Origin of the sequence: Rhizobium sp. Leaf371 (genome assembly GCF_001424045.1) — a bacterium.
Taxonomy (GTDB): Bacteria; Pseudomonadota; Alphaproteobacteria; order Rhizobiales; family Rhizobiaceae; genus Ferranicluibacter.
Map to the genome: position 1 here is coordinate 572958 of NZ_LMQB01000001.1, position 23396 is coordinate 596353.

20 protein-coding genes are annotated in these 23396 nt (G+C 64.5%); 15 read left to right on the plus strand and 5 right to left on the minus strand.

Annotated elements, in window-relative coordinates; genetic code table 11:
* Window positions 1-16 precede the first annotated feature (16 nt).
* The 11 genes from ASG39_RS02530 (at window position 17) to ASG39_RS02580 (ending at window position 13443) form a co-directional block, all read left to right on the plus strand.
* On the plus strand, window positions 17-892 hold the full coding sequence (locus tag ASG39_RS02530; RefSeq protein WP_162242408.1) for a cell division protein FtsQ/DivIB: 876 nt from the start codon (window positions 17-19) through the stop codon (window positions 890-892).
* Window positions 889-2220, plus strand: a complete 1332-nt coding sequence (ftsA, locus tag ASG39_RS02535) for a cell division protein FtsA (protein WP_062474158.1) — start codon at window positions 889-891, stop codon at window positions 2218-2220. Before ASG39_RS02530 ends, ftsA begins: the two co-directional genes overlap by 4 nt.
* A gap of 87 nt (window positions 2221-2307) precedes the next feature.
* Window positions 2308-4116: a cell division protein FtsZ gene (ftsZ, locus tag ASG39_RS02540; protein ID WP_062592481.1), complete on the plus strand. Its 1809-nt coding sequence runs from the start codon at window positions 2308-2310 to the stop codon at window positions 4114-4116.
* A gap of 319 nt (window positions 4117-4435) precedes the next feature.
* Complete coding sequence (lpxC, locus tag ASG39_RS02545) at window positions 4436-5383, plus strand: UDP-3-O-acyl-N-acetylglucosamine deacetylase (RefSeq protein WP_062593364.1); 948 nt, start codon at window positions 4436-4438, stop codon at window positions 5381-5383.
* A gap of 222 nt (window positions 5384-5605) precedes the next feature.
* Window positions 5606-6424 carry an outer membrane protein assembly factor BamD gene (locus tag ASG39_RS02550; RefSeq protein WP_244481122.1) on the plus strand — a complete coding sequence of 273 codons (819 nt, stop codon included), beginning with the start codon at window positions 5606-5608 and terminating at the stop codon, window positions 6422-6424.
* A gap of 21 nt (window positions 6425-6445) precedes the next feature.
* Window positions 6446-8119, plus strand: coding sequence for a DNA repair protein RecN (gene recN, locus ASG39_RS02555; protein WP_062592485.1), 1674 nt, complete (start codon window positions 6446-6448; stop codon window positions 8117-8119).
* 139 nt (window positions 8120-8258) lie between these two features.
* Window positions 8259-10409, plus strand: coding sequence for an NAD-dependent DNA ligase LigA (gene ligA / locus ASG39_RS02560; RefSeq protein WP_062592487.1), 2151 nt, complete (start codon window positions 8259-8261; stop codon window positions 10407-10409).
* A 112-nt stretch (window positions 10410-10521) separates the two neighbouring features.
* Complete coding sequence (gene panC / locus ASG39_RS02565; protein ID WP_062592489.1) at window positions 10522-11397, plus strand: pantoate--beta-alanine ligase; 876 nt, start codon at window positions 10522-10524, stop codon at window positions 11395-11397.
* Complete coding sequence (gene panB, locus ASG39_RS02570) at window positions 11394-12227, plus strand: 3-methyl-2-oxobutanoate hydroxymethyltransferase (protein WP_062592491.1); 834 nt, start codon at window positions 11394-11396, stop codon at window positions 12225-12227. Before panC ends, panB begins: the two co-directional genes overlap by 4 nt.
* A gap of 197 nt (window positions 12228-12424) precedes the next feature.
* Entirely contained in the window at window positions 12425-13120 is a 696-nt protein-coding gene (locus ASG39_RS02575) for an AzlC family ABC transporter permease (RefSeq protein WP_062592493.1), read from the plus strand.
* On the plus strand, window positions 13117-13443 hold the full coding sequence (locus tag ASG39_RS02580) for an AzlD family protein (RefSeq protein WP_062592495.1): 327 nt from the start codon (window positions 13117-13119) through the stop codon (window positions 13441-13443). Before ASG39_RS02575 ends, ASG39_RS02580 begins: the two co-directional genes overlap by 4 nt.
* A gap of 57 nt (window positions 13444-13500) precedes the next feature.
* Here ASG39_RS02580 and ASG39_RS02585 read toward each other — a convergent pair whose 3' ends face one another.
* From ASG39_RS02585 to ASG39_RS02600, 4 genes are all read right to left on the minus strand, one after another.
* The gene (locus tag ASG39_RS02585) at window positions 13501-15330 is read right to left on the minus strand and encodes an aminopeptidase P family protein (protein ID WP_062593366.1); all 1830 of its coding nucleotides are present in this window, start codon (window positions 15328-15330) and stop codon (window positions 13501-13503) included.
* Window positions 15331-15784: 454 nt separating this feature from the next.
* Window positions 15785-16666, minus strand: a complete 882-nt coding sequence (locus ASG39_RS02590; protein ID WP_062592498.1) for a 50S ribosomal protein L11 methyltransferase — start codon at window positions 16664-16666, stop codon at window positions 15785-15787.
* A 116-nt stretch (window positions 16667-16782) separates the two neighbouring features.
* Window positions 16783-17382: an SCO family protein gene (locus ASG39_RS02595; RefSeq protein WP_062592500.1), complete on the minus strand. Its 600-nt coding sequence runs from the start codon at window positions 17380-17382 to the stop codon at window positions 16783-16785.
* A gap of 151 nt (window positions 17383-17533) precedes the next feature.
* Window positions 17534-17686, minus strand: coding sequence for a hypothetical protein (locus tag ASG39_RS02600; RefSeq protein ID WP_156467981.1), 153 nt, complete (start codon window positions 17684-17686; stop codon window positions 17534-17536).
* A 287-nt stretch (window positions 17687-17973) separates the two neighbouring features.
* Between ASG39_RS02600 and ASG39_RS02605 the strand changes: the two genes are divergently transcribed.
* From ASG39_RS02605 to pncA, 3 genes are all read left to right on the plus strand, one after another.
* The gene (locus ASG39_RS02605) at window positions 17974-19977 is read left to right on the plus strand and encodes a methyl-accepting chemotaxis protein (RefSeq protein ID WP_244481101.1); all 2004 of its coding nucleotides are present in this window, start codon (window positions 17974-17976) and stop codon (window positions 19975-19977) included.
* A gap of 2 nt (window positions 19978-19979) precedes the next feature.
* Window positions 19980-20444: a chemotaxis protein CheW gene (locus ASG39_RS02610; RefSeq protein WP_062474135.1), complete on the plus strand. Its 465-nt coding sequence runs from the start codon at window positions 19980-19982 to the stop codon at window positions 20442-20444.
* A 147-nt stretch (window positions 20445-20591) separates the two neighbouring features.
* Window positions 20592-21242, plus strand: coding sequence for a bifunctional nicotinamidase/pyrazinamidase (gene pncA, locus ASG39_RS02615; RefSeq protein WP_062592507.1), 651 nt, complete (start codon window positions 20592-20594; stop codon window positions 21240-21242).
* A 27-nt stretch (window positions 21243-21269) separates the two neighbouring features.
* Here the strand turns inward: pncA and ASG39_RS02620 are convergent, their stop codons facing one another.
* On the minus strand, window positions 21270-21770 hold the full coding sequence (locus ASG39_RS02620; RefSeq protein ID WP_082476864.1) for a CreA family protein: 501 nt from the start codon (window positions 21768-21770) through the stop codon (window positions 21270-21272).
* Between the two features lie 245 nt (window positions 21771-22015).
* Between ASG39_RS02620 and ASG39_RS02625 the strand changes: the two genes are divergently transcribed.
* Entirely contained in the window at window positions 22016-23257 is a 1242-nt protein-coding gene (locus ASG39_RS02625) for a YeeE/YedE family protein (protein ID WP_062592509.1), read from the plus strand.
* Window positions 23258-23396: the final 139 nt, after the last annotated feature.

Sequence of the window (23396 nt, forward strand, 5' to 3'; positions counted from 1 at the left end):
GCAGGAATATCGCGATATGGAGGGCCATGTCGTCCTGCCGCGTCCTTTGCGCCGTGTGGCGCGCTTCTTCGTGGCGCTCGGCACCGGCCGCATCCATTTCGCCCCCTATACCGGCACCGTCTCGGCGCTGGCCCTGTTTGCGGCAACCGGTTTCTACGGCATGGCGATCGGCGGGCACACGCCTGAAGTCGCCAAGGCGACGACGACGGCGGCCGGCTTCGCCATCGAGGACGTCAAGATCTCGGGCAACGACCAGACATCGGAAATCGACATCCTGCAGGAGATCGGTCTGGATGGCGCAACGTCGCTCGTCGCCCTCGATATCGACGCCGCGCGTCTGGCGATCGCCAAGATGCCCTGGGTCGAAGAGGTGACGGTTCGCAAGGTCTATCCCGGCACGGTCGAGGTCAACCTGAAGGAGCGCAAGGCGTTCGGGATCTGGCAGCACGGCTCCGACCTGTCGCTCATCGAAAAGAGCGGCAGCGTGATCGCGCCGTTGCGGGATAACAAGTTCGCCGAACTGCCCTTGTTCGTTGGTCGGGATGCGGAAACGGCTGCGGCCGGCTTCTATGCCCGCTTCGCCGAATGGCCGGAAATCGCCGGCCGCGTGAAGGCCTATGTCCGTGTCGCCGGCCGTCGTTGGGATCTGATCCTCGACAATGGCGTCATGGTGAAGCTTCCCGAGCAGGATCTCGACCGCGCCATGCAGGTGCTGTCCACGATGGAGGAGGGCCAGCAGCTGCTGGAGCGCGACATCGCCGCCATCGATCTTCGTCTCGAAGATCGCACCACCATACAACTGACCCCCGGCGCCGCAGAGCGCCGACAGGTCGCCCTGGAAGCCCGTACCAAGCAGCTCAAGAAACTTGAGAGCCAAGAGGACCGCATATGAGCCTGTTCGGTTCGTCGCATTTCGGCCTGCCGCGTCTAAAGCCCCTGTCGGCGAAGCGATCGCATATCGTTTCGGTTCTCGACATCGGTTCGACCAAGGTCGTCTGCATGATCGGCCGCCTGACACCGCGCGCCGAAAGCCAGATCCTGCCCGGTCGCACCCATGCGATCGAGGTCATCGGTCTCGGCCATCACAAGTCGCATGGCATGAAGAACGGCGTGATCGCCGATCTGGACGCTGCCGAAAGCGTCGTCCGGCTGGCCGTCGATGCGGCCGAGCGCATGGCGGGGCTCACCATCGACAGCCTGATCGTCAACGTCTCCGCAGGCCGTCTGCAGAGCGACATCTACACCGCGTCCGTCGATCTCGGCGGCCAGGAAGTGGATGCGGCCGATCTGAAGCGGGTTCTTGCGGCTGCCGGCCAGCGCTCGCAGCGTCAGGACCGTGTGATTCTCCATTCTCTGCCGACGGGCTTCTCGCTCGACGGCGAACGCGGCATCCGCGATCCGCTCGCCATGTTCGGCGACAGCCTCGGCGTCGACATGCACGTGCTGACGGCCGAACGTGCGGCACTGAAAAATCTTGAGCTCTGCATCAACCGGGCGCATCTCTCGGTCGAGGGTATCGTCGCGACGCCTTATGCCAGCGGTCTTTCGGCCTTGGTGGACGACGAGGTCGAACTTGGCTGCGCCTGCATCGACATGGGCGGCGGTACGACGACGATCTCGGTGTTTGCCGAAGGCAAGCTCGTGCATGCCGACGCCGTGAGCCTTGGCGGACATCATGTGACGACGGACCTTGCGCGCGGTCTTTCGACCCGCATCGAAGACGCGGAGCGACTGAAGGTCGTGCATGGCTCGGCCATGCCGAACGATGCCGACGAGCGCGAAATGGTCACGGTTCCCCCGATCGGCGAGGACGATCGCGACCAGCCGACTCACGTGCCGCGCGCGCTCGTCTCGCGAATCGTCCGCGCCCGCGTCGAAGAGACGCTCGAACTCATTCGCGACCGCATCCAGCGTTCCGGCTTCTCGCCGATCGTCGGCAAGCGCGTCGTTCTGACCGGCGGCGGAAGCCAGTTGACGGGTCTGCCGGAAGCCGCGCGCCGTATTCTCGCCCGCAATGTGCGGATTGGTCGCCCTCTCGGTGTCTCCGGCCTTCCGCCGGCCGCCAAGGGTCCGGCCTTTTCCACGGCCGTCGGCCTGATGATCTATCCGCAGGTCGCCGAGATGGAGACGCATGCCGCCCAGGGCGGGATGCTGTCATCGCTCGGCGGCGGCGACAGCCGCATCGCCCGAATGGGTCAGTGGCTGAAAGAGAGTTTCTAGGTTCGCGTAAGGTAGGACCGGCATAAGAGTGAATTGAGATTTGGTCGGCTCGGCAAGGCGACCAGAAACCAGGAAGGAACGGGTAAAATGACCATCAACTTGCAGAAGCCGGATATCACCGAGCTCAAGCCCCGCATCACCGTCATCGGTGTCGGCGGCGGCGGCGGCAATGCCGTCAACAACATGATCACCGCAGGCCTCCAGGGCGTCGACTTCGTTGTCGCCAACACGGACGCCCAGGCACTGACCATGACCAAGGCCGAACGAATCATCCAGATGGGTGTGGCCGTTACCGAAGGTCTCGGCGCGGGTTCGCAGCCGGAAGTCGGTCGTGCAGCCGCCGAGGAGTGCATCGACGAGATCATCGATCACCTCTCCGGCACGCATATGTGCTTCGTCACCGCCGGCATGGGCGGCGGCACGGGGACGGGGGCTGCTCCGGTCGTCGCACAGGCGGCGCGCAACAAGGGCATTCTGACCGTCGGCGTCGTCACCAAGCCGTTCCACTTCGAAGGCCAGCGCCGCATGCGTCTTGCCGATCAGGGCATCGCCGAATTGCAGAAGTCGGTCGATACGCTGATCGTCATCCCCAACCAGAACCTCTTCCGCATCGCCAACGACAAGACCACCTTCGCCGACGCCTTCGCGATGGCCGACCAGGTGCTCTATTCGGGCGTTGCCTGCATCACCGACCTGATGGTCAAGGAAGGCCTCATCAACCTCGACTTCGCCGACGTTCGCTCGGTCATGCGCGAGATGGGTCGTGCGATGATGGGCACCGGCGAAGCCTCGGGCGATGGCCGCGCCATGGCCGCTGCCGAAGCCGCGATTGCCAACCCGCTCCTCGACGAAACGTCGATGAAGGGTGCGCAGGGCCTGCTGATCTCGATCACCGGCGGTCGCGACATGACGCTGTTCGAAGTCGACGAAGCCGCGACCCGCATCCGCGAAGAAGTCGATCCGGACGCCAACATCATTCTCGGCGCGACGTTCGACGAAGAGCTCGAAGGCATGATTCGTGTCTCCGTCGTTGCAACCGGAATCGATCGTACGGCCGCGGAGGTGGCCGATCGAACTTCCAGCTTTCGCCCGGTAGCAGCAAAGCCCGCCACGCGTCCGGCAGCTCCGGCCGCCGCACCCGCCATGCAGGCTCAGCCCGCACCCGTCATGCAGCAGCCGGCTCCCCAGCCGGTCGCCCAGGCGCCGCAGGCCGACCACATCGCCGAAGCCATCCGCCAGGCCGAAATCGAACGCGAGCTCCTGATCCAGGCGCGCGCTGCCGAAAAGGCCCAGGACGACTTCCGTCCGCAGAGCAAGCTGTTTGCCGGTGCCGCACCGGAAGCCGCCCCCGTCATGCGGGCTCCGGCGCCGCAGGTTGCCATGCAGCCGGCTCCGGTCGAGATGCCGATGTACCAGCAGCAGCCGATGCAGGCCGCTCCGATGCATTCCCAGCCGGTACACCAGCAGGTCCAGGCACCCTACATGCAGCATGAGCCGATGGTTCAGCGTCACGAGCCCGCTCCGATGATGCGCCAGCCGGAACAGGCCCGCATGCCCAAGGTCGAGGACTTCCCGCCGATGGTGAAGGCCGAAGCCGAGCACCGGTCCCAGCCGGCTGCAGCGCACCACGAAGAGCGTGGTCCGATGGGCCTTCTCAAGCGAATCACCAATTCGCTCGGCCGCCGCGAAGAGGAAGACCATTCCGTCGCGTCGGACATGACCTCGGGAGCGCCGAGCGCTGCATCGCAGCAGCGCCGTCCGCTGTCCCCCGAGGCGAGCGTCTACGCACCGCGTCGCGGTGCGCTCGACGAACGCGGCCGCACGAACCCGCAGCCGCGTGCGCAGGACGACGATCAGCTTGAGATTCCGGCGTTCCTGCGCCGTCAGTCGAACTGATTTTCCACCCGCCTTCTACCTTGCCGGAACGCCTGGGCTCCAAGCCCAGGCTTTTCCGTTTTTCCGCTATGTTTGCAAGGGGATAGCGACAGACGAAGAAGCGTTACAAAGCGAAAGAAACAGTGATTTGGAATGGCCGGACGCGGGCCTTATCTTCAAACTCGAAAGTCTGTGGATATCCGCGCTCTCGACCGCTTCGAAGGATCAGGCCGCACGTCGCATGTGCCGGCGAAAGGTTGACCTGAGGCTCAAAGACGTATCTTGCAGACACGGAATAGGGCGGCTCGCCGCCAGGATTGTGAAAGTGAAGAGTATGGGACTGGGAATTGGACTGCTGGGATTTCAGACGACGATCGCCGACCAGGTCACCCTGAGCGGCACGGGCGTTCATTCCGGCACCGACGTTTCGATCACCTTCCACCCCGCTGAGGCCAATACCGGCGTCGTCTTCCAGCGCGTCGAGGGCGAGCGCGTTCTCGGCGAATATCGCGCCGTGTCCTCCAATGTCGGCAATACCGATCTCTGCACCATTCTTGGCACGTCCCCGGCCACCTGGATCGCCACGATCGAGCATGTGATGGCCGCCATCTATGCCGTCGGCATCGACAATCTGCTGGTCGAGGTTCACGGCGCCGAAATGCCGATCATGGACGGCAGCTCCGCACCCTTCATCGACGCGATCGAGCAGACGGGCATCAAGGCGCTCGCCGTCAAGCGTCGCTACATTCGTATCCTGAAGCCGGTGCGCATCGAGCACGGCGCCTCCTGGTCCGAGTTCGTGCCCTATGACGCCGGCATGCGCTTCGAAGTCGAGATTGATTTCGATACGCCGCTGATCGGCCGCCAGTCCTGGAAGGGCGACATGACGGCTGCGACCTTCAAGAACGAACTTTCGCGCGCCCGCACCTTCGGCTTCATGCGCGATGTCGAGCGGATGTGGGCGGCCGGTCGTGGTCTCGGGTCGTCTCTCGAAAATTCTGTCGTCATTGCCGACGACCATACGGTCATCAATGTCGAGGGCCTGCGCTACGCCAAGGACGAGTTCGTCCGTCACAAGACGCTCGACGCGGTTGGCGATCTGGCGCTGGCGGGCCTGCCGTTCATCGGCTGCTACCGCTCCTATCGCGGTGGCCACAAGATGAATGCCAATGCGCTTCAGGCTCTGTTCAGCGATGCCACCGCTTACGAGATCGTGGAAACGGCCATGCCGCGGACGCGTCTTCCCCGCGAGAAGCAGGTCGCCGGCGCGTCCGAACTCTCGGCCTGACGCATCTCAGCCATCGAAATTGCCTTAAAGCCGGTCACAAGACCGGCTTTTTCATGGACGCGATGCCACAAAATTGCGTTATTCGATCACCATGACGTTGCGGACTTGTTCTAGTATGATCTAGAACCGCATGGTCGGCGGCGGGGCAGCTGCCACTCGAGTTGGGATTTTCTGATGGTTTTTGCAGACGGCTTCGAATGGAAGACGATCAAGCGCGTGGCGATGGTCACGCTTGTTGCGGCGACAACCAGCATCGTGGTCACCGGTTGCCAGAACGACCCCGACATCGACATCACCAAGCTCTCGGCCGAGACCGATCCGCCTGAGGTTCTCTACAATCAGGGCCTTGCCAACCTGAATGCGGGCAAGACGACGGAAGCCGCGCGCAAGTTCGACGCGATCGACAAGCAGCAGCCGTTCTCCGAATATGCCCGCAAAGCTTTGGTAATGAAGGCCTTCGTGAACTACCGCCAGGGTCAGAACCAGGACGCGATCAACGCGGCCAGCCGTTATCTCAATCTCTATCCCGAATCGGAAGACGCGGCCTACGCCCAGTACATTCTGGGTCTCGCCTATTCCAAGCAGATCCCCACGGTCACGCAGGACCAGAAGCCGGCCTTCAAGACGATCGAGGCCATGCAGGTCGTCGTCGATAAATATCCGAATTCGGAATATGTCGAGGATGCGCAGGCCAAGATCCGCTACGCGAAGGACCAGCTCGCCGGCAAGGAAATGCAGGTCGGGCGTTATTATCTGGAGCGCAAGGAATATCTGGCCGCCGTCACCCGGTTCCGCACCGTGGTCGAGCAGTATGCCGGCACCAACCAGGTCGAGGAAGCGCTGGCCCGTCTCGTCGAGAGCTATTTCGCCATGGGGATCACCAGCGAAGCCCAGACGGCTGCCGCCGTTCTCGGACATAACTATCCCGACAGCCAATGGTATGCGGACAGCTACAAGCTGCTGCAGACCAACGGGCTCGAGCCGCGCGAGAATGGCGGATCCTGGATTTCCCGGGCCGGCAAGAAGCTTCTCGGCGTCTGATCCGAAAGAACAGAAGACCGAATGCTTGCACAGCTCTCGATCCGCGATATCGTCCTGATCGAACGGCTTGATCTGTCCTTCGATGCGGGCCTTTCGGTCCTGACCGGCGAGACCGGGGCCGGCAAGTCTATTCTGCTCGACAGTCTTTCGTTGGCGCTCGGCGGTCGCGGCGACGGTTCGCTCGTGCGGCATGGCGGGACCAAAGGGCAGGTGACGGCCGTCTTCGACGTCGCGATGGATCATCCCGCCCGTGTGCTCGTGCGCGAAAACGGCATTGATGACGATGGCGATCTGATCTTCCGCCGTGTGCAATCCTCCGACGGCCGCACCAAGGCCTATGTCAACGACCAGCCGGTCTCCGTCCAGCTCCTGCGTCAGGCAGGCCAGCGGCTCGTGGAAATCCATGGCCAGCATGACGATCGCGCGCTCGTGGATACCCATGCCCACCGGCTGCTGCTCGATGCCTTCGGCGGCCTCACGGCCGAGGCCGAGACGGTCGGCGATCTTTTCCGGATCTGGCGGGATGCCGAGCGCGGCCTGAAGCGCCACCGCGAAAAGGTGGATGCCGCCGCGCGCGAGGCCGATTACCTGCGTGCCGCCGTCGAGGAGCTTGAAGCCCTGTCGCCGCTCGATGGCGAGGAGGACGAGCTTGCCGAGCGCCGGGCGACGATGATGAAATCCGAGCGCATCGCGTCGGATATCAGCGAGGCCAGCGATTTTCTCAACGGCAACGCCTCTCCCGTGCCGCAGATCGCCTCTTTGGTGCGGCGCCTGGAGCGCAAGAGCCATGAGGCGCCGGGCCTGCTGGAAGAAACCGTCAACCTGCTCGATCTGGCGCTGAACCATTTGTCCGACGCGCAGATGGCGGTCGACGCAGCCTTGCGGCGGACGGAATACGATCCGAAGGAACTGGAACGGGTGGAAGAGCGGCTGTTTGCGCTGCGTGCCGCCGCCCGCAAATATTCGGTTCCCGTCACCGAGCTTCCGGCGCTGGCCGTGCGCATGATCAACAGCGTGGCCGATCTCGATGCCGGCGAGGAAAAGCTGAAGCAGTTCGAGGCGCAGGTCGCCATCGCACGGGCCGATTTCGACGCGGCCGCCGCCGCTTTGTCCTCCAAGCGACACAACACTGCCCATGCGCTCTCCGAAGCGGTCATGGCGGAGCTGCCGGCCTTGAAGCTGGAGCGCGCGCGCTTCATGGCGGAGGTCGTGAGCGACCCGACGCAACTGACGGCCGAGGGCATCGATACGGTCGAATTCCACGTGCAGACCAATCCGGGCACACGGCCTGGGCCGATCATGAAGGTCGCTTCGGGGGGCGAACTGTCGCGCTTTCTTCTGGCGTTGAAGGTGGCGCTTGCCGATCGCGGTTCGGCACCGACGCTCGTCTTCGACGAGATCGATACGGGGGTCGGCGGCGCGGTGGCCGATGCGATCGGGCAGCGGCTGAAGCGGCTGTCGAAGACGGTTCAGGTGCTCTCCGTCACCCATGCGCCGCAGGTGGCCGCGCGGGCGGCGACGCATCTTTTGATCTCCAAGGGCCCGTCCGAAAAATCCTCGGAGATGATCGCGACGCGGGTGGCGCGCATGGACGACAAGGCCCGCACCGAAGAGATCGCCCGGATGCTTGCGGGCGCCTCCATCACCGAGGAGGCGCGGGCGGCGGCGGCGAAATTGCTGGCCGGCGGCGGCTGAGGTCGGAGCTTCTTTTTTAAGCGTATTCACAAGTCCTTACGCAAAATCTTCCGAGCGATAGGCTTGGAATCGCCAGCTTCCTCCTCTTCTCAAAAGAATGATTCTCGCTACAACACTCCCGACAGCAGGAGTGAGCGCCATGACCGATACGAAGCCCGTGGATGCGCTGAGCGAAGCCGATGCCGTGGAGGAACTGGCGTTTCTCGCCTCCGAGCTTGCCCGTCACGATGCGCTCTATCACGGCAAGGACGAGCCGGAGATATCGGACGCGGAATATGATGCGCTGAAGCGGCGCAACGGCGAGATCGAGGCGCGCTTTCCCGATTTCGTGCGGCCCGATAGTCCTTCCGGAAAAGTCGGCGCGGAACCGTCCGGCCTCTTCCAGCAGGTCCCCCATGCCCGTCCCATGCTGTCGCTCGACAACGTGTTTTCCGACGAGGACGTCAGCGACTTCATCGCCAGCGTCTACCGGTTTCTCGGCCGGTTGCCGGATGAGTCCATCGCGTTTACGGCCGAGCCGAAGATCGACGGCCTTTCCATGTCACTGCGCTACGAGAAGGGCAAGCTGGTGACGGCGGCTACGCGCGGCGATGGCACGACGGGCGAGAATGTCACCGCCAATATCCGGACGATCGCGGAAATTCCCCAAACGCTTCCCGATGGCGCGCCCGATGTGGTCGAGGTGCGCGGCGAGGTCTACATGGCCAAGAGCGATTTTCTCAAGCTCAACGCGCAGATGGAAGCCGAGGGCCGGCAGACCTATGTCAATCCGCGCAACACGGCTGCGGGCTCGCTTCGCCAGCTCGATCCCGCGATCACCGCGACGCGCAAGCTGCGCTTTTTCGCCTATGCCTGGGGCGAGATGTCGGAGATGCCGTCGGATACCCAGTCCGGCATGGTCGAGGCGCTGAAGGGCTGGGGCTTCCCGGTCAATCCGCTGACGCAGCGGCTGACATCGGTTGCCGAAATCCTCGATCACTACCAGCGGATCGGCCTGCAGCGGCCGGAGCTGGACTACGACATCGATGGCGTCGTCTACAAGGTCGATGACCTTGCTTTGCAGCGCCGGCTCGGCTTCCGGTCGCGCTCGCCGCGCTGGGCGACCGCGCACAAGTTTCCGGCCGAACAGGCTTTTACCATTCTGACCGCCATCGATATCCAGGTGGGACGGACCGGGGCGCTGACGCCCGTGGCGCGCCTCGTGCCGGTAACGGTCGGCGGGGTCGTCGTCACCAATGCGACGCTGCACAACGAGGACTACATCAAAGGCATCGGCAATGCCGGCCAGCCGCTGCGCGACGGGCGCGATATCCGCATCGGCGATACCGTCATCGTCCAGCGCGCCGGCGACGTCATTCCGCAGATCGTCGATATCGTCGAGGAGAAGCGCGAGGCCGACAGCACGCCGTACGTCTTTCCGAAGACCTGTCCCGTCTGCGGCAGCCATGCGGTGCGCGAGGTCAACGAGAAGACCGGCAAGGTCGATTCGGTTACGCGCTGCACTGGCGGCTTCGTCTGCCGGGCGCAGGCGGTGGAGCATCTGAAGCATTTCGTCTCGCGGAACGCCTTCGATATCGAGGGCTTCGGTGCCAAGCAGATCGACTTTTTCTTTGCCGCGGAAGACCCAAGCCTGTCGATCCGCACCGCGCCCGATATTTTTACGCTGGAAGAGCGGCAGAACGGTTCGCTCTCCAAGCTCGAAAATATCGACGGGTTCGGCAAGGTCAGCGTCCGCAAGCTCTACGAGGCGATCAACGAGCGGCGTCAGGTGGCTTTGCCCCGCTTCATCTATGCGCTCGGCATTCGCCATGTCGGGGAGACCACGGCGAAGTTGCTCGCCCGCTCCTATGGCAACTATGGCGAGTTCGACAAAGCGATGCGGGCGGCGGGCGAGCCGGGGTCGGAGGCCTGGGACGACCTCAACCGGATCGACGGGATCGGCGAGGTCGTCGCGCGCGCCATCGTGGAGTTCTACAAGGAAGAGCGAAACGTGGCGGTGGTCGATCGTCTGCTCGAACAGGTCACGCCGCTCGATGCGGAGGCGCCTTCGGGCGAGGGGAGCCCGGTGGCGGGAAAGACGGTGGTCTTTACCGGGTCTCTCGAAAAATTCACGCGCGACGAGGCCAAGGCGCGGGCGGAGAGTCTGGGTGCCAAGGTCTCCGGGTCGGTTTCCAAGAAGACAGATATTCTCGTCGCCGGTCCCGGTGCGGGCTCCAAGCTCGACAAGGCCCGGGAGCTTGGCGTTCAGACCATGGACGAGGACGAATGGCTGGCCTTGATCGGCGGGTGAGGCGTCGCCGTTCTTCGTCCGTCAGCCGTTTATTTTGCTCCCGCGTCGGCTTTGAATTGTCTTCCGGCACGGCACGCGATACCGGATGCCTGTAACGGAGGGGAGGTCCGGGATGGAGACAGTTTCAGCGATTGCGGATCTGCGGCGGTTGGTCGGCGATCATCGGCGGGCCGGGCGCTCGATCGGGCTCGTGCCGACGATGGGCTATCTCCATGCGGGGCATATGGACCTCGTGCGGCAGGCGCGTGCCAGCAATGACATCGTCGTCGCCAGTATCTTCGTCAATCCGCTTCAGTTCGGGGCGGGCGAGGATCTCTCGCGTTACCCGCGCGATCTCGCGCGCGACCAGGCGATGCTGCGTGACGGTGGCGTCGATATCCTGTTTGCGCCCGGCGTGTCCGATATGTACCCGCGGGCCATGGAGACGGTTGTCGATGTGCCCGCGCTCGGGGCCGAACTCGAAGGCGCGGTGCGTCCGGGGCACTTTGCGGGCGTCGCGACCGTGGTGACGAAGCTCTTCAATCTCGTCCAGCCGGACCGCGCGTATTTCGGCGAGAAGGATTATCAGCAGGTTCAGATCATCCGCCGCATGGTCGAGGATCTTGCACAGCCGGTCGCGGTGGTGGCCGTCCCGACCGTGCGGGATGCCGACGGTCTCGCTCTCTCCTCGCGCAATGTCTATCTCTCGCCGGACGAGCGCCGCGCGGCCGCGATCGTGCCGCAGACTTTGGACGAGGCCGGACGGCTGCTCGGCGCCGGCATGGGCTCGGCGGACGCGCTGGAACAGGCCGTCACCGACTTCATCCGCCGCGAGCCCCTCGCGGTGCCCGAGGTCGTCGCCGTTCGCGATCCGGAAACCCTTGCCCCCATCGACACGGTTTCGGGGCGTCCGGTGCTCGTCCTTCTCTTCGTGCGGTTCGGCGCCACGCGACTCCTCGACAATCGCGTTTATCCACCGTCGTCCTCTCTCGAAAGCCGCCTGTCATGAGCGTTCAGCCCGCGTCCCCCGCACCCCGCCGCCGCCTCACACCCTCCGCCATCCAGGCGCTCAAGGGCGAGCGGCCGATCGTCAGCCTCACGGCCTATACGACGCCGATCGCCCGGCTGCTCGATCCGCATGTGGATTTCCTGCTGGTCGGCGATTCGCTCGGCATGGTGCTCTACGGCATGGAATCGACGCTCGGCGTGACGCTGGAGATGATGATCGCCCATGGCCAAGCCGTGATGCGGGGAACGTCGGCGGCCTGCGTCGTGGTGGACATGCCGTTCGGCTCCTACCAGGAAAGCCGCGAGCAGGCGTTTCGCAATGCCGCGCGCATCCTGAAGGAAACCGGCTGCAATGCCATCAAGCTCGAAGGCGGGGCGGAAATGGCGGAGACGGTCGATTTCCTGGCGAGCCGGGGCATTCCGGTTCTGGGTCATGTCGGGCTCATGCCGCAGCTGGTCAACACCACGGGCGGCTACCGCTCGCTCGGTCGCAACGAGCGGGAGGCGGCAAAAATCCGGCGGGATGCCAAGGCGATCGACGATGCCGGGGCCTTCGCCATCGTGGTCGAGGGGACCGTCGAGCCGCTCGCCCGCGAGATCACCGCTTCCCTCAAGGCGCCGACCATCGGCATCGGCGCATCGCCGGCCTGCGACGGGCAGATCCTCGTATCCGACGACATGCTCGGCCTCTTCAACGATTTCAAGCCGAGGTTCGTCAAGCACTTCGCCAATCTCGCTCCCGACATATCGGCCGCCGCCAAGGCCTATGCAGAGGAGGTGAAGACGCGCAGCTTCCCCGGCCCCGAGCATACGTTCACGGTCAAGAGTTGAACGGCTTTCTGCCGCCGCACGATGCATGACGCGGGTTGATCCGGTCATCAGCGGATTTCATTTGCCGATGCCGCGATCGATGGCTAAAGCCGGGTACAGCCCTTTTCTATCGCCGCATCGTTCGACGGCCGAGCAGCCATGCTCTGTCCGGACATGCTCTCGTGCCGCCGGTTCGGCAAAGCCCTTGGATTGTCTGCATGGCATCTCGTGATTTCTGGGACGGCGCCCGCCGTGGCGTTCCCATCGTCCTGTCCGCATCTCCTTTCGGAGCACTGTTCGGCGCGCTTGCCATCGACAACGGCTTCAGCATCGTCGATGCGATCTTCATGAGCGCGACGGTGTTTGCCGGCGCGAGCCAGATGGTGGGGCTCGATCTCTTCGGCCATGCCGTCCAGCCATGGCTGATCGTGCTGTCGGTCTTTGCGGTCAACTTCCGCCACGTCCTCTATTCCGCCTCCATGGCGCGCCACATCGCGCATTTCTCGCTTGTCCAGAAAGCGGCGGCGCTCTTTCTTTTGACCGATCCGCAATATGCCGAAACGGAGAAGCGGGGCGAGCGCGGCGAGCCGGTCACCTTCGTCTGGTATATGGGGCTCGGCCTTGCGATCTACCTGCCCTGGCTGGTCGCGACCGCCCTCGGCGCCGTCTTCGGCGGGTTGATCGGCGATCCCAAGGCGATCGGCCTCGATGTGATGTTGCCGATCTATTTCATGGCGCTGGTGCTCGGCTTTCGCAGCCGCGACAACTGGCTGCCGGTGGTCGCGGTCAGTTCCGTCGTCTCGGTTATCGCGATGCGCCTCGTCGGTTCGCCCTGGCATGTCAGCATCGGCGCGCTCGCCGGCGTCGTGCTCGCCGCCTGCCTGCCGGTCAAATCCGGGGAGGCCGCGCGATGAGCTTCGATCATTTCCTGTCGCAGGATCTTCGGCTGATCGCCGTTATCATCCTCGCGGCCATCGCCACCTATCTCACGCGCATCGGCGGCGCGATCATGATGGCGCGGATGGAGCGCATTCCACCGCGGATGGAAGCGGCGCTCAATGCCGTGCCGGCGGCGGTCCTCTCGACTTTGGTGGCGCCCGCGATCGTCTATGGCGGCGTGGATGTGACGATCGCGATCCTTGCCGCCTTTCTCGTTGGCCTGAGGTTTTCGGCGCTGCCCATGCTGTTGGCCGGATGGGCCGTGGTCATGGTGCTTCGCACGACCGGGCTGTTCTGACCCGGGCTTCGGCCGACGAGGCTTTTCCTCCGGCCGATGCCCGTTTCCGACCTCGCTCTAAAGCGCTGCCGTCGCGGTCTCCAGCCAGCTTTTCACCGCTGCGCTGTCGATCAGCGGCGCCAGCTTTTCGCGCGCTTCGGCGTGATAGGCATCGATCCAGGCGCGTTCCTCTTTGGTCAGAAGCTCCGGCAGGACAAGCCGGCGGTCGATCGGGCAGAAGGTCAGCGTTTCGAATCCGAGCATCTTCTGGTCGCCGCCCTCGATCGCGGCGGGCTCCAGGACATGCAGCAGGTTCTCGATGCGGATCCCGAAGGCGCCGGGGCGGTAGTAGCCGGGCTCGTTGGAGAGAATCATGCCGGGCAGAAGCTCCTGCATGCCGGCGCGCGAGATGCGCTGTGGTCCCTCGTGGACCGAGAGGTAGGAACCGACGCCGTGCCCGGTCCCGTGGCCGTAATCGGCACCCGCCTTCCACAGGGCGATGCGGGCAAGCGGATCGAGCTCCACCCCCCGCGTGCCCTTGGGAAAGCGCGCCGTGCTGATCGCGATCATGCCCTTCAGAACCAGCGTGAAAAAGCGCTTCTGCTCTTCGGGCACGTTGCCGATCGCCACGGTGCGGGTGATGTCCGTGGTGCCGTTGACGTATTGGCCGCCGGAGTCGATCAGGAACAGGGTGCCTGCTTCGAGCGGCTGGTCGCTTTCGCGCGTGACGCGATAATGCATGATCGCCGCATGCGGCCCCGCGCCGGCGATCGTGTCGAAGGAAACGTCCTTCAGCGGATTTTGCAGCCGCTCGCCGCAGGCCATCCGCACGGCTTCGAGCTTTTCCGTCGCGGCGATCTCGGTGACCGTCCCGGGCGTCGTGCCGTCGAGCCAGGCGAGGAACTCGACCATGGCGGCGCCGTCCTGCAGGTGGGCGCGGGCCGAGCCCTCGAGTTCCACCGCGTTCTTGCGCGCCCGCGGCAGCCGGGCAGGATCGGCGGCCTCGATGACGGTGCCGCCGTCCTTGCGGATCCGGTCGGCCAGCGCGAAGGCGGCGTGGTCCGGATCGAGCATGAGGCAGACGCCGGATGCAGCGAGCGTCGATATCCGCGCTCCGAAGGTCTCGGGTGCTTTGATATCGGCCATCTGGGTCAGATAGGCTTTCTCCTCGATGCCGGTCTTGCGGGCGTCGAGGAAGATCTCGGCCCCGCCATCGGCATGGATGATCGCGCGGGCAAGGGGATGCGGCGTGTGGGGAACATCGTTGCCGCGCAGGTTGAAGGTCCAGGCGACGGAGGAGGGGTCGGTGAGAACGACGGCCGCAGCCCCGGCCTTCACCACGGTTTCGGCCATGTCGGCGATCTTTTCGGTGGCGAGGATGCCGGCCTGCTCGATACGCTGGATAACGACGCGGCCGAGCGGCATGTCCGGCCGGTCGGCCCACAGGCGGTCGAGCGGGTTGTGGTCGAGGTAAATGAGCGTCCCGCCGATCTTTGCAAGTGCGGTTTCCAGTCGGCGCACCTCGGCGCTGGTGTGCAGCCATGGATCGATGCCGAGACGGAAGCCCTTCGGCGGGTGGCGCTCGATCCAGAGATGCGGCGGCTCACCGATCAGGTCACCACCGGTAAAGACCGCGCCGTCCACCTGCTCGGCCAGTTGCGTGACGTAGCGTCCGTCCACGAAGACCACCGCCGTCTCGCGCATCACGAGGGCGATGCCGGCCGAGCCGGTGAAGCCCGTCAGCCAGGCGAGGCGCTCGGCGCAGGCCGGGACATATTCCCCCTGATATTCGTCGGCGCGCGGCACGAGAAAACCATCGACACCGAGCGTGTCGAAGGCAGCGCGGAGACCTTCAGCCCGTTCGCGCCCGAACTGCGGAGTGGAGGTGACGTCGAAGGACTGGAACATGATGTCTTCCTGCATGCGAATGAAACGGGTTGTCCGCTTATAGCAAATCCGGCTGCGCTGTCCCATCAAAGCGGTCGGCTGGCCGGTGCGCATGGCCATTCATCATACTTATGCGGAATCTGCATGGCACCTATTCGCGCCAGCCCCTAGCGGGTTTCGCTAGACGCGTTAAAAGGGCTGCCAACGGACGGGCTGCGAACACCCCGTTCCCGCAGATGCCGAGAGGCAATCGTCTGAGTGATCCGTTCGACCGTTGGCCTTCTCCTCCCTCCGGGCAACGTTTAGGGATCACGCAGAGTCCGCTTGAGCGATCCTCCTCCCTGAGCTCGCGGACATGGCCGGCTTGCCGGTCACGGGCGATGCTTCGGCATCGCCTTCGTTTTGAAAAAAAAGGCCGTCCGGTGCGAAGGCAACGGACGGCCTTTTTCGTGTCGTCGTCTGTCGGTGAGGCGCCTCAGGCGCGGCTGTCGAGGTGGATGGTCACCCAGCCATTGCGCCAGAGCGTGCGGACATGGCGCAGCTTCTGGGCATTGTAGGCGGACAGAACCTTCCAGCGCTGCTCGGCGAGGATGCCGGAGAGAATGACCGAGCCGCCGGGCTGAAGGTGACGGGCAAGCTCCGGCGCCATGCGCATCAGCGGACGGGCGAGAATGTTGGCGATGATGAGGTCGAAGGGGCCGTGTTCGGCGAAGGCCGGCGACTGGAAGCCGGTGGCCGTGACGGCAGAGATGCCGCTCGCGATGCCGTTGCGGCGAATGTTTTCGCGGGCGACGCGGGTCGCGATCGGATCGATGTCGGTGGCCAGCACCGGCACGGTCTTGATCTTGCGCAGGCCGATCGCGAGCACGCCGCTGCCCGTTCCCAGATCCAGCGCATTGGTGACGCTGCGCGACCGCGCGACGCTCTCGATCATCTCCAAGCAGCCGGCCGTGGTGCCGTGATGGCCCGTGCCGAAGGCTTCGCCGGCATCGATCTCGATGGCGATCTGCCCGGCCCGCACCTTGTCCCGATCGTGCGAGCCATGAACGAGGAAACGCCCGGCGACGACGGGGCTCAGACCCTCAAGCGACTTCGCGATCCAGTCGATGTCGGGGATTTCCTCGCGCAGGATCTCGGTGCCGGGTTTCCAGCGCTCCACGATGTCGGCGAACCGGGCGCGAACCTCGTCCTCTTCGGCGAAGTCGAGATAGACGGACGCCTCCCAGATATTGCGCTTCTCGTCCATCTCCATGGTTGCGATCGCATGGCCTTCGTCTTCGAAGGCGTCGGTCATGAGGGCGAGAATGCTGTCGGCACCTTTTTCGGTGGTGGTGAGATAGAGGCGCAAATCAGCCACGGGTCGTCCTTCGGGTCTCAAGAGCTTCGGATGAGCGCTTTACCACGACGGCAGGGCTTTGCACGGCCAAAATGCCGAATGGCGCTCCCCGCCGCTCGCCCCGCGCGGCTTTCCGGTCAGCTCTTGGTGAGATTCTTCAGTTTCTGGATCGCCGTTTCCGTGTTCTCGCCATAGGCGATGGTGCCGCGGAAGCCGCCGTCGGCATCCAGCAGGAACACGGACGCCGAATGGTCCATCGTGTAATCCCCATCCGGTTTGGCGGCGTCGAGCGGCACCTTCTTGGCAAAGACCCTGAAGCCCTTGACCATCTCCATCACCCTGTCCGGCGGGCCGGAAATGCCGGTCACGCGGCTGGTGACGTTGGAGACATACTGGCCGAGGATCTCCGGCGTATCGCGCTCGGGATCGACGGTGACGAAGAAGGCGTTGAGCTTGGTGTTGTCGGGGTCGACCGTCTGGAGCCAGCCGTTCATCTCGAACAGCGTCGTCGGGCAGACTTCCGGGCAATGGGTAAAGCCGAAGAACACGGCGGAAGGCCGGCCGGTCAGCGCCTTTTCCGTGATCGGCTGGCCGTTCTGCGCCACCAGCGTGAAGGGCACGCCGAACGGACCGCCGGCTGCGGCCTCCTTGGTCTGCGTCATCTTGTACGTCAGAAAGCCAAGCGCGGAGGCCGTGACCAGAACGGCAATCCACAGCACCACTCGAAGAAGTCTCATGTCAGGCTCGTCTCACGTCCACGCCGCATCATTGTTTAGGCGCAAGGCATAGAGCCAAGCGGCGATCCGCGCAAACCGATTTGCACGGCATGACCCATCGCCACGATCACGTCCGCGGCACCCGGTGTCTTCTGTTTCTGTGCGCCCGCGCTCAGAAGCAGAGCGACAGGCTGCCTGCGGCCAGTGCGAGGATCATGTCGGGGCCATATCTCCACCAACCGATCAGCCCCGCCCATCCGACCAGCAACAGGACCGCGCCCGTCAGGGCGATCAAGGTGGCATGGCTTGTGACGTGGCTGGTCATGTGGCGTTTGTCCATGACACCGATATAGCGCATCTGCGGGCCGGCTAGAAGCGGGGGTGCGCTGCCAACATCTTTACCAGATCTTTAACGCATCGCTGTTATTCTTCCCTTCCGTGCAGGTCTTTTGCGCGTCGACATGACGTCGGCCGTTCCCGCCATCGCCATCTGTGACCGCTGCTCCTTCACCTGCGCGCGACACGATCCGCGCTATTCCGGACGCTTTAATGATTCATCACGAGACCCGTCAGAGCTCTCTTACCGTCAGTCAGCGACTGGCCACGCTGGGCGTGGCGTCGTTTGTCGGCATCAGCGCCATCCTGGCGACGGGATGGTACGAGCATCGGCAGGTCGAGCGGGTTCTGGATGAGGCCAGCATTGCGAAGACCGTCGAGACCAAGGCGATCACCTTGCGCGCCACCAGCCTCGACCTCGTGCTTGCGGCCATGGACACGATCGTCGACAAGGCCGACAAGGCGATCGCGCCGGATCGCATGACCGAAATCGACACGACGGTGTCGAGCCTGACGAGCGCCAGCGGGGAAATCGCCGGTCTTGCCGCAGCCGTCGGCAAGCCGGATCTGAGCGTTGGCGTCCCCGAGATGATTGCGCAATTGACGCAGTCCATCCAGACGGAGCTCAAGGGATTGGTGGAATCCGGCGCCGACCAGGCAGCCTTCGACGCCATCGACGACAAGATCGACGCTGCCGGCTCGCAGCTGACGGAGCGTTTCGCACATCTTGCCGACGCCAGCATGGCGCTGACGCAGGCGCGCATCGCGGAAGCGAGCGCCATCTCGGGCGATGCCTTCTTCTGGCAGTTTATCTGCGGCCTTCTTTCGATGGGCCTCGTTCTCGGGCTGCTGACCGTGCAGGGCAACATCCTGCGCCGCGGCATTCTCGGCGTGCGCGACAGCATGCAGCGCATTCATGGCGGCGACTACGCCACGGCGGTCGGCGCGGTGGAGCGCAGCGACGAAATCGGCGACATGGCGCGCTGCGTCGATCGCTTCCGCACCGATGCCATCGACAAGCAGCGGCTGGAGCGGGATGCCGCCGACAGCCGCAGCCACAACGACACGGATCGTCGCCAGCGCGACGCTGCAACGGCCGACGACGCCCGCCAGGTACAGAGCGCCGTCACCGCCCTTGGTCAGGCCCTCAACAAGCTTGCGGATGGCCAGTTGACCATCGCCATCGATACGCCGTTCCGTGCCGACCTCGAATCGCTCCGCCTCGATTTCAACCAGGCTGTCGAGAAGCTGCGCACCGTGCTTACCGGCATGCGCGACAACAGCGCCTCGATCAACGCCAACGGACGCCAGATGCGGTCTGCGGCCGACGATCTGGCCAAGCGGACCGAACAGCAGGCCGCCTCTCTCGAAGAGACCTCCGCCGCGCTCGACCAGATCACGGTCACCGTGCGCACGGCCACCGAGAAGGCGGAAGAGGCGAGCCAGATGGTCAGCCGGACCCACGCCAATGCCGAGGAGTCCGGCCGTATCGTGGGCGAGGCCGTCGCCGCCATGGCGCGCATCGAGGATGCCTCCGCCGAGATCGGCAAGATCATCAACGTCATCGACGAGATCGCTTTCCAGACCAACCTGCTCGCCCTGAATGCCGGCGTCGAGGCTGCCCGTGCCGGCGAGGCGGGCAAGGGCTTTGCCGTCGTCGCGCAGGAAGTGCGCGAACTGGCCCAGAGGGCCGCGGGCGCCGCCAAGGACATCAAGGGCCTCGTCAGCCGGGCTTCGGCCGAAGTCGGAACCGGCGTGCGACTGGTGCAGGAGACCGGCGACGCGCTCGGCCGCATCGGAACCGATGTTGACCAGATCAACGAGCATATGCGCACCATCGTCGTTGCCGCACGCGAGCAGTCCACAGGCCTGAACGAAATCAATATTGCCATCGGCCAGCTCGACCAGATGACCCAGCAGAACGCAGCCATGGTCGAGCAGACCAATGCCGCAAGCCATACGCTCGCGCAGGATGCCGAAAGCCTTTCCGCCCTGATCGGCCAGTTCGCCATCGGCGGCGCTACGGCATCCTATGCGACCGCGTCCTCGCACGCGCCCCGCACGACGTCCTCGTCGTCTTCGAGCTACCGCCCTGCGGCGCCCGCAAAACTGGCGTCTGTCGCCACGCGGTCGGGGGATGCCCGCCCCGCGGCCATCCGGCCGGCAGCCGCCAACACCCGTCCGGCCCCGTCGCCCGCAAAGGCGCTCATGGGCAAGCTTTCCGGCGCCTTTCCAACGGCGCCGGCCTCCAGTTCCAAAGATCAATGGGAAGAATTCTGATCATGAACACCACGTCCAAACAGTCGGGAAGCTCGATGGAAATCGTGTCCTTCCATCTCGGTAACCAGGAATTCTGCATCGACATCATGGCGATCCGCGAAATCCGCGGTTGGGCGCCCGTGACGCCGATGCCGCACACGCCGCCCTACGTCCTCGGGCTGATCAACCTGCGCGGCGCCGTCATTCCCGTCATCGACATGGCGTGCCGCCTCGGCATGAACATGACGGAGCCGTCGGAACGCTCGGCCATCATCGTGACCGATATCGCCGGCAAGCTGGTCGGCCTGCTCGTCGAGCAGGTTTCCGACATGATGACGATCCGCAGCGAAGACCTGCAGTCCGCACCGGAAATCATTCCGGAAGAGCAGCGCGCCTTCTGCCGCGGCATCGTGGCGCTGGAAAAGACCATGGTCTGCTTCCTCAACCTCGACACCGTCATCGCAGACGAGCTCGCCCAGGCCGCCTGATCGGCGTGCCGGCACGCTGACGATCGCTGCAACGCCTCCGCGTCGGGCTCGCCCCGCGCGGGGACATGGTCTGTCGGGCTAGCCCCGCGCGGGGACGCGGTCTATGGTCCGTCTCGCCAGACCATGTCTTGGGGAGACACGCAGCCGATGAAATGCCTCTTGCTCGTCGATATCCAGAACGGCTTCTGCCCGGGCGGAAACCTTGCCGTGCCCGATGGGGACACGATCGTGCCGGTCGCCAATCGGCTGATGGCCGAGGGTGGCTACGATCTCATCGTCGCCTCGCAGGACTGGCATCCCGCCGATCACGGCAGCTTTGCCTCGCAGCACGAGGGGGCGGCACCCTTCACCATGGGCACGCTGAACGGCCAGCCGCAGATGCTGTGGCCGGACCATTGCGTTCAGGGAACAGAGGATGCGGCGCTCCGGTCCGATCTCGATCTCGACCGGATCGACCTCATCCAGCAAAAAGGCCTCGACCGCCGCGTCGACAGCTACTCCGCCTTTCGCGACAATGATCGCGCGGCACTGACCGGCCTCTCCGAACTTCTTTCGGCGCGGGGCGTGACCCGTCTCGATATCTGCGGACTGGCGACGGATTATTGCGTGAAATTCTCGGCGCTCGATGCCCGGACCATGTTGCCCGAGGCGCAGATCCGGTTCATCGAGGATGCCAGCCGGGGCATCGATCCGGCCGGTTTGCGCAACGCCATCGACGCAATGACGCAGGCAAGAATTGCCGTGGTCACCTCGCACACCGTTCTCAGCGAAACCGTCCCGAGCGAACCAAGGGCCTGACGGCGGGCCCGCTGCCGGGCGCGCGCCTTATTGCGGCGCGCCCTTCTTCCAGGTGACCTGCTGGTTGAACAGCGGCACGGTCGAGATCGACATCTTCGCCGAACCTTCGACGACCTGGCGGGAATGCGCGAGGTAGATCAGCGTGTTGTTCTTCCGGTCATAGATCCGCGTGACCTGGAGCGACTTCCAGATCAGCGACAGGCCGGACCGAAACACCTCCTCGCCGCCCTTCGACAGGTCGATGTCGTCGATGACGATGGGGCCGGTCTGGCGGCAGGCGATGGAATTGTTGGACGGATCTTCGAACCAGTTGCCCTTGCGCAGGCGGTCGATGACGCCACGATCGAAATAGGTCACGTGGCAGGTGATGCCCTCGACCTTGGGGTCGGTGACGGCATCCACGACGATGTCGTTGCCGGTCCAGTCAACGCCGACATCGCCGACGGTCTCGGCCATGGCCGGAGATGCAAGGCCCGCAAGGCCGAGGAGGGCGGCTGCGGCAGCAAGGCGGATAGGGGGCAGGGGCATCGGCAGATCTCCGGATCGGGTTCACAGCCGAGATAAGTGTGTGACGACGCAATACAAGCCATCGATGATGAAATGTCTGGGTGCGCGCGAACGCTTCATCGCCTGCGTCCCACATGCAGTCTTCGGAGATGACCTTAACCGGCTTACGGAAAAACTTTCTACCATCCCGCTCAAGCGCAGAACGCCATTGCTCGAAGCGCGGTGCCGTCATTCCTATATCCCAACGAAATAGGAGGCTTACCCTCATGTCCGTTCTCTCGTCTTCAACCGTGTCGCCATCCCCTCAATCGCCGCAAAGCGAGGCACCGCCTCTCGGGGCGCCGGGCCTGATCGCCATTGCCGTTCTTCTTCTTGGCACGGTCGTGCTCGGCCTTTTCTACGGAGCGGTGCAGGGGGCGCTTTTCCTCGTCGGCGGTGCGCTCGGCATCTCGCTTTATCACGCGGCGTTCGGCTTCACCTCCGCCTGGCGCGTCTTCATTGCGGAAGGCCGCGGGCGGGGTCTTCGGGTTCAGATGATCCTCCTGGCGCTCGCCGTCATTCTGTTCTTCCCGGCGCTTGCCGACGGCACGCTGTTCGGCAATCCGGTCAAGGGCTCCGTTTCTCCCGCGGGTCTCGGCGTCGTGATGGGTGCGTTCATGTTCGGCGTCGGCATGCAACTCGGCGGCGGATGCGCGTCCGGCACGCTCTTCACGGCGGGTGGCGGCAATGCGCGCATGCTGGTGACGCTCCTGTTCTTCATCATCGGCTCGGTCGTTGCCACCGTGCATTTCGACTGGTGGACGAGCCTGCCGTCGCTGCCGCCCGTCTCGCTGGTCCAGACGTTCGGCGCCTGGGGTGGCATCGCGGTCTCGCTTGCGATCTTCGCGGCAATCGCGGGGCTGACCGTGATCGTGGAGCGGCGGCGCAACGGTGCGCTTGAGCGGGCTCCGCACGCGTCGCGGACGGGCTTCGGGCGCTTTCTCCGCGGCCCCTGGCCGCTCGTCTGGGGCGCCGTTGCGCTGGCGCTTCTCAACTTCGCCACTTTGGCGCTGGCCGGCCGGCCCTGGGGCATCACCTCCGCCTTTGCGCTCTGGGGTGCAAAGGGTGCGCAGGCCATCGGTTTCGATCCGTCCGCCTGGGCCTATTGGCAGACGCCGGCCAATGCCAAGGCGCTGAGCGACAGTGTCTTTGCGGACGTGACCTCGATCATGGATTTCGGGCTGATCGCCGGGGCCATGCTCGCCGCATCTCTCGCCGGGCGATTCGCGCCGCGCCTCGATATTCCGCTCAGGTCCGTTCTGGCGGCCGTCGTCGGCGGGCTTCTGCTCGGTTACGGCGCGCGGATCGCCTATGGCTGCAACATCGGGGCCTATTTCTCCGGTATCGCCTCCGGCAGCCTGCATGGCTATCTCTGGGCGGTCGCCGCCTTTGCCGGCAATGTTCTTGGCGTGCGGCTGCGCCCCTGGTTCTTCCTCGAAGGCCGGGCTCCCGCGCGCATCGACGGCTAGACCGACGGCCAATCAGCGCGAATCACGACAAAGCCGCAGGGGCGCTCGCGGCTTCCGCATTTCGACAATCGTCAGAATTCGGGATGCTCGTAAAGGAAATGGTTACCATGTTTCGCCATTCTTTCGCCTAGCCGCAGTG

Excerpts from the sequence above, each read along its gene's own strand:
- ASG39_RS02530 (WP_162242408.1), top strand. The coding sequence starts at position 17 with ATGGAGGGCCATGTCGTCCTGCCGCGTCCTTTGCGCCGTGTGGCGCGC.
- ftsA (WP_062474158.1), top strand. The coding sequence starts at position 889 with ATGAGCCTGTTCGGTTCGTCGCATTTCGGCCTGCCGCGTCTAAAGCCC.
- ftsZ (WP_062592481.1), top strand. The coding sequence starts at position 2,308 with ATGACCATCAACTTGCAGAAGCCGGATATCACCGAGCTCAAGCCCCGC.
- ASG39_RS02550 (WP_244481122.1), top strand. The coding sequence starts at position 5,606 with ATGGTCACGCTTGTTGCGGCGACAACCAGCATCGTGGTCACCGGTTGC.
- recN (WP_062592485.1), top strand. The coding sequence starts at position 6,446 with ATGCTTGCACAGCTCTCGATCCGCGATATCGTCCTGATCGAACGGCTT.
- ligA (WP_062592487.1), top strand. The coding sequence starts at position 8,259 with ATGACCGATACGAAGCCCGTGGATGCGCTGAGCGAAGCCGATGCCGTG.
- panC (WP_062592489.1), top strand. The coding sequence starts at position 10,522 with ATGGAGACAGTTTCAGCGATTGCGGATCTGCGGCGGTTGGTCGGCGAT.
- panB (WP_062592491.1), top strand. The coding sequence starts at position 11,394 with ATGAGCGTTCAGCCCGCGTCCCCCGCACCCCGCCGCCGCCTCACACCC.
- ASG39_RS02575 (WP_062592493.1), top strand. The coding sequence starts at position 12,425 with ATGGCATCTCGTGATTTCTGGGACGGCGCCCGCCGTGGCGTTCCCATC.
- ASG39_RS02580 (WP_062592495.1), top strand. The coding sequence starts at position 13,117 with ATGAGCTTCGATCATTTCCTGTCGCAGGATCTTCGGCTGATCGCCGTT.
- ASG39_RS02585 (WP_062593366.1), bottom strand. The coding sequence starts at position 15,330 with ATGTTCCAGTCCTTCGACGTCACCTCCACTCCGCAGTTCGGGCGCGAA.
- ASG39_RS02595 (WP_062592500.1), bottom strand. The coding sequence starts at position 17,382 with ATGAGACTTCTTCGAGTGGTGCTGTGGATTGCCGTTCTGGTCACGGCC.
- ASG39_RS02600 (WP_156467981.1), bottom strand. The coding sequence starts at position 17,686 with ATGACCAGCCACGTCACAAGCCATGCCACCTTGATCGCCCTGACGGGC.
- ASG39_RS02610 (WP_062474135.1), top strand. The coding sequence starts at position 19,980 with ATGAACACCACGTCCAAACAGTCGGGAAGCTCGATGGAAATCGTGTCC.
- pncA (WP_062592507.1), top strand. The coding sequence starts at position 20,592 with ATGAAATGCCTCTTGCTCGTCGATATCCAGAACGGCTTCTGCCCGGGC.
- ASG39_RS02620 (WP_082476864.1), bottom strand. The coding sequence starts at position 21,770 with ATGCCCCTGCCCCCTATCCGCCTTGCTGCCGCAGCCGCCCTCCTCGGC.
- ASG39_RS02625 (WP_062592509.1), top strand. The coding sequence starts at position 22,016 with ATGTCCGTTCTCTCGTCTTCAACCGTGTCGCCATCCCCTCAATCGCCG.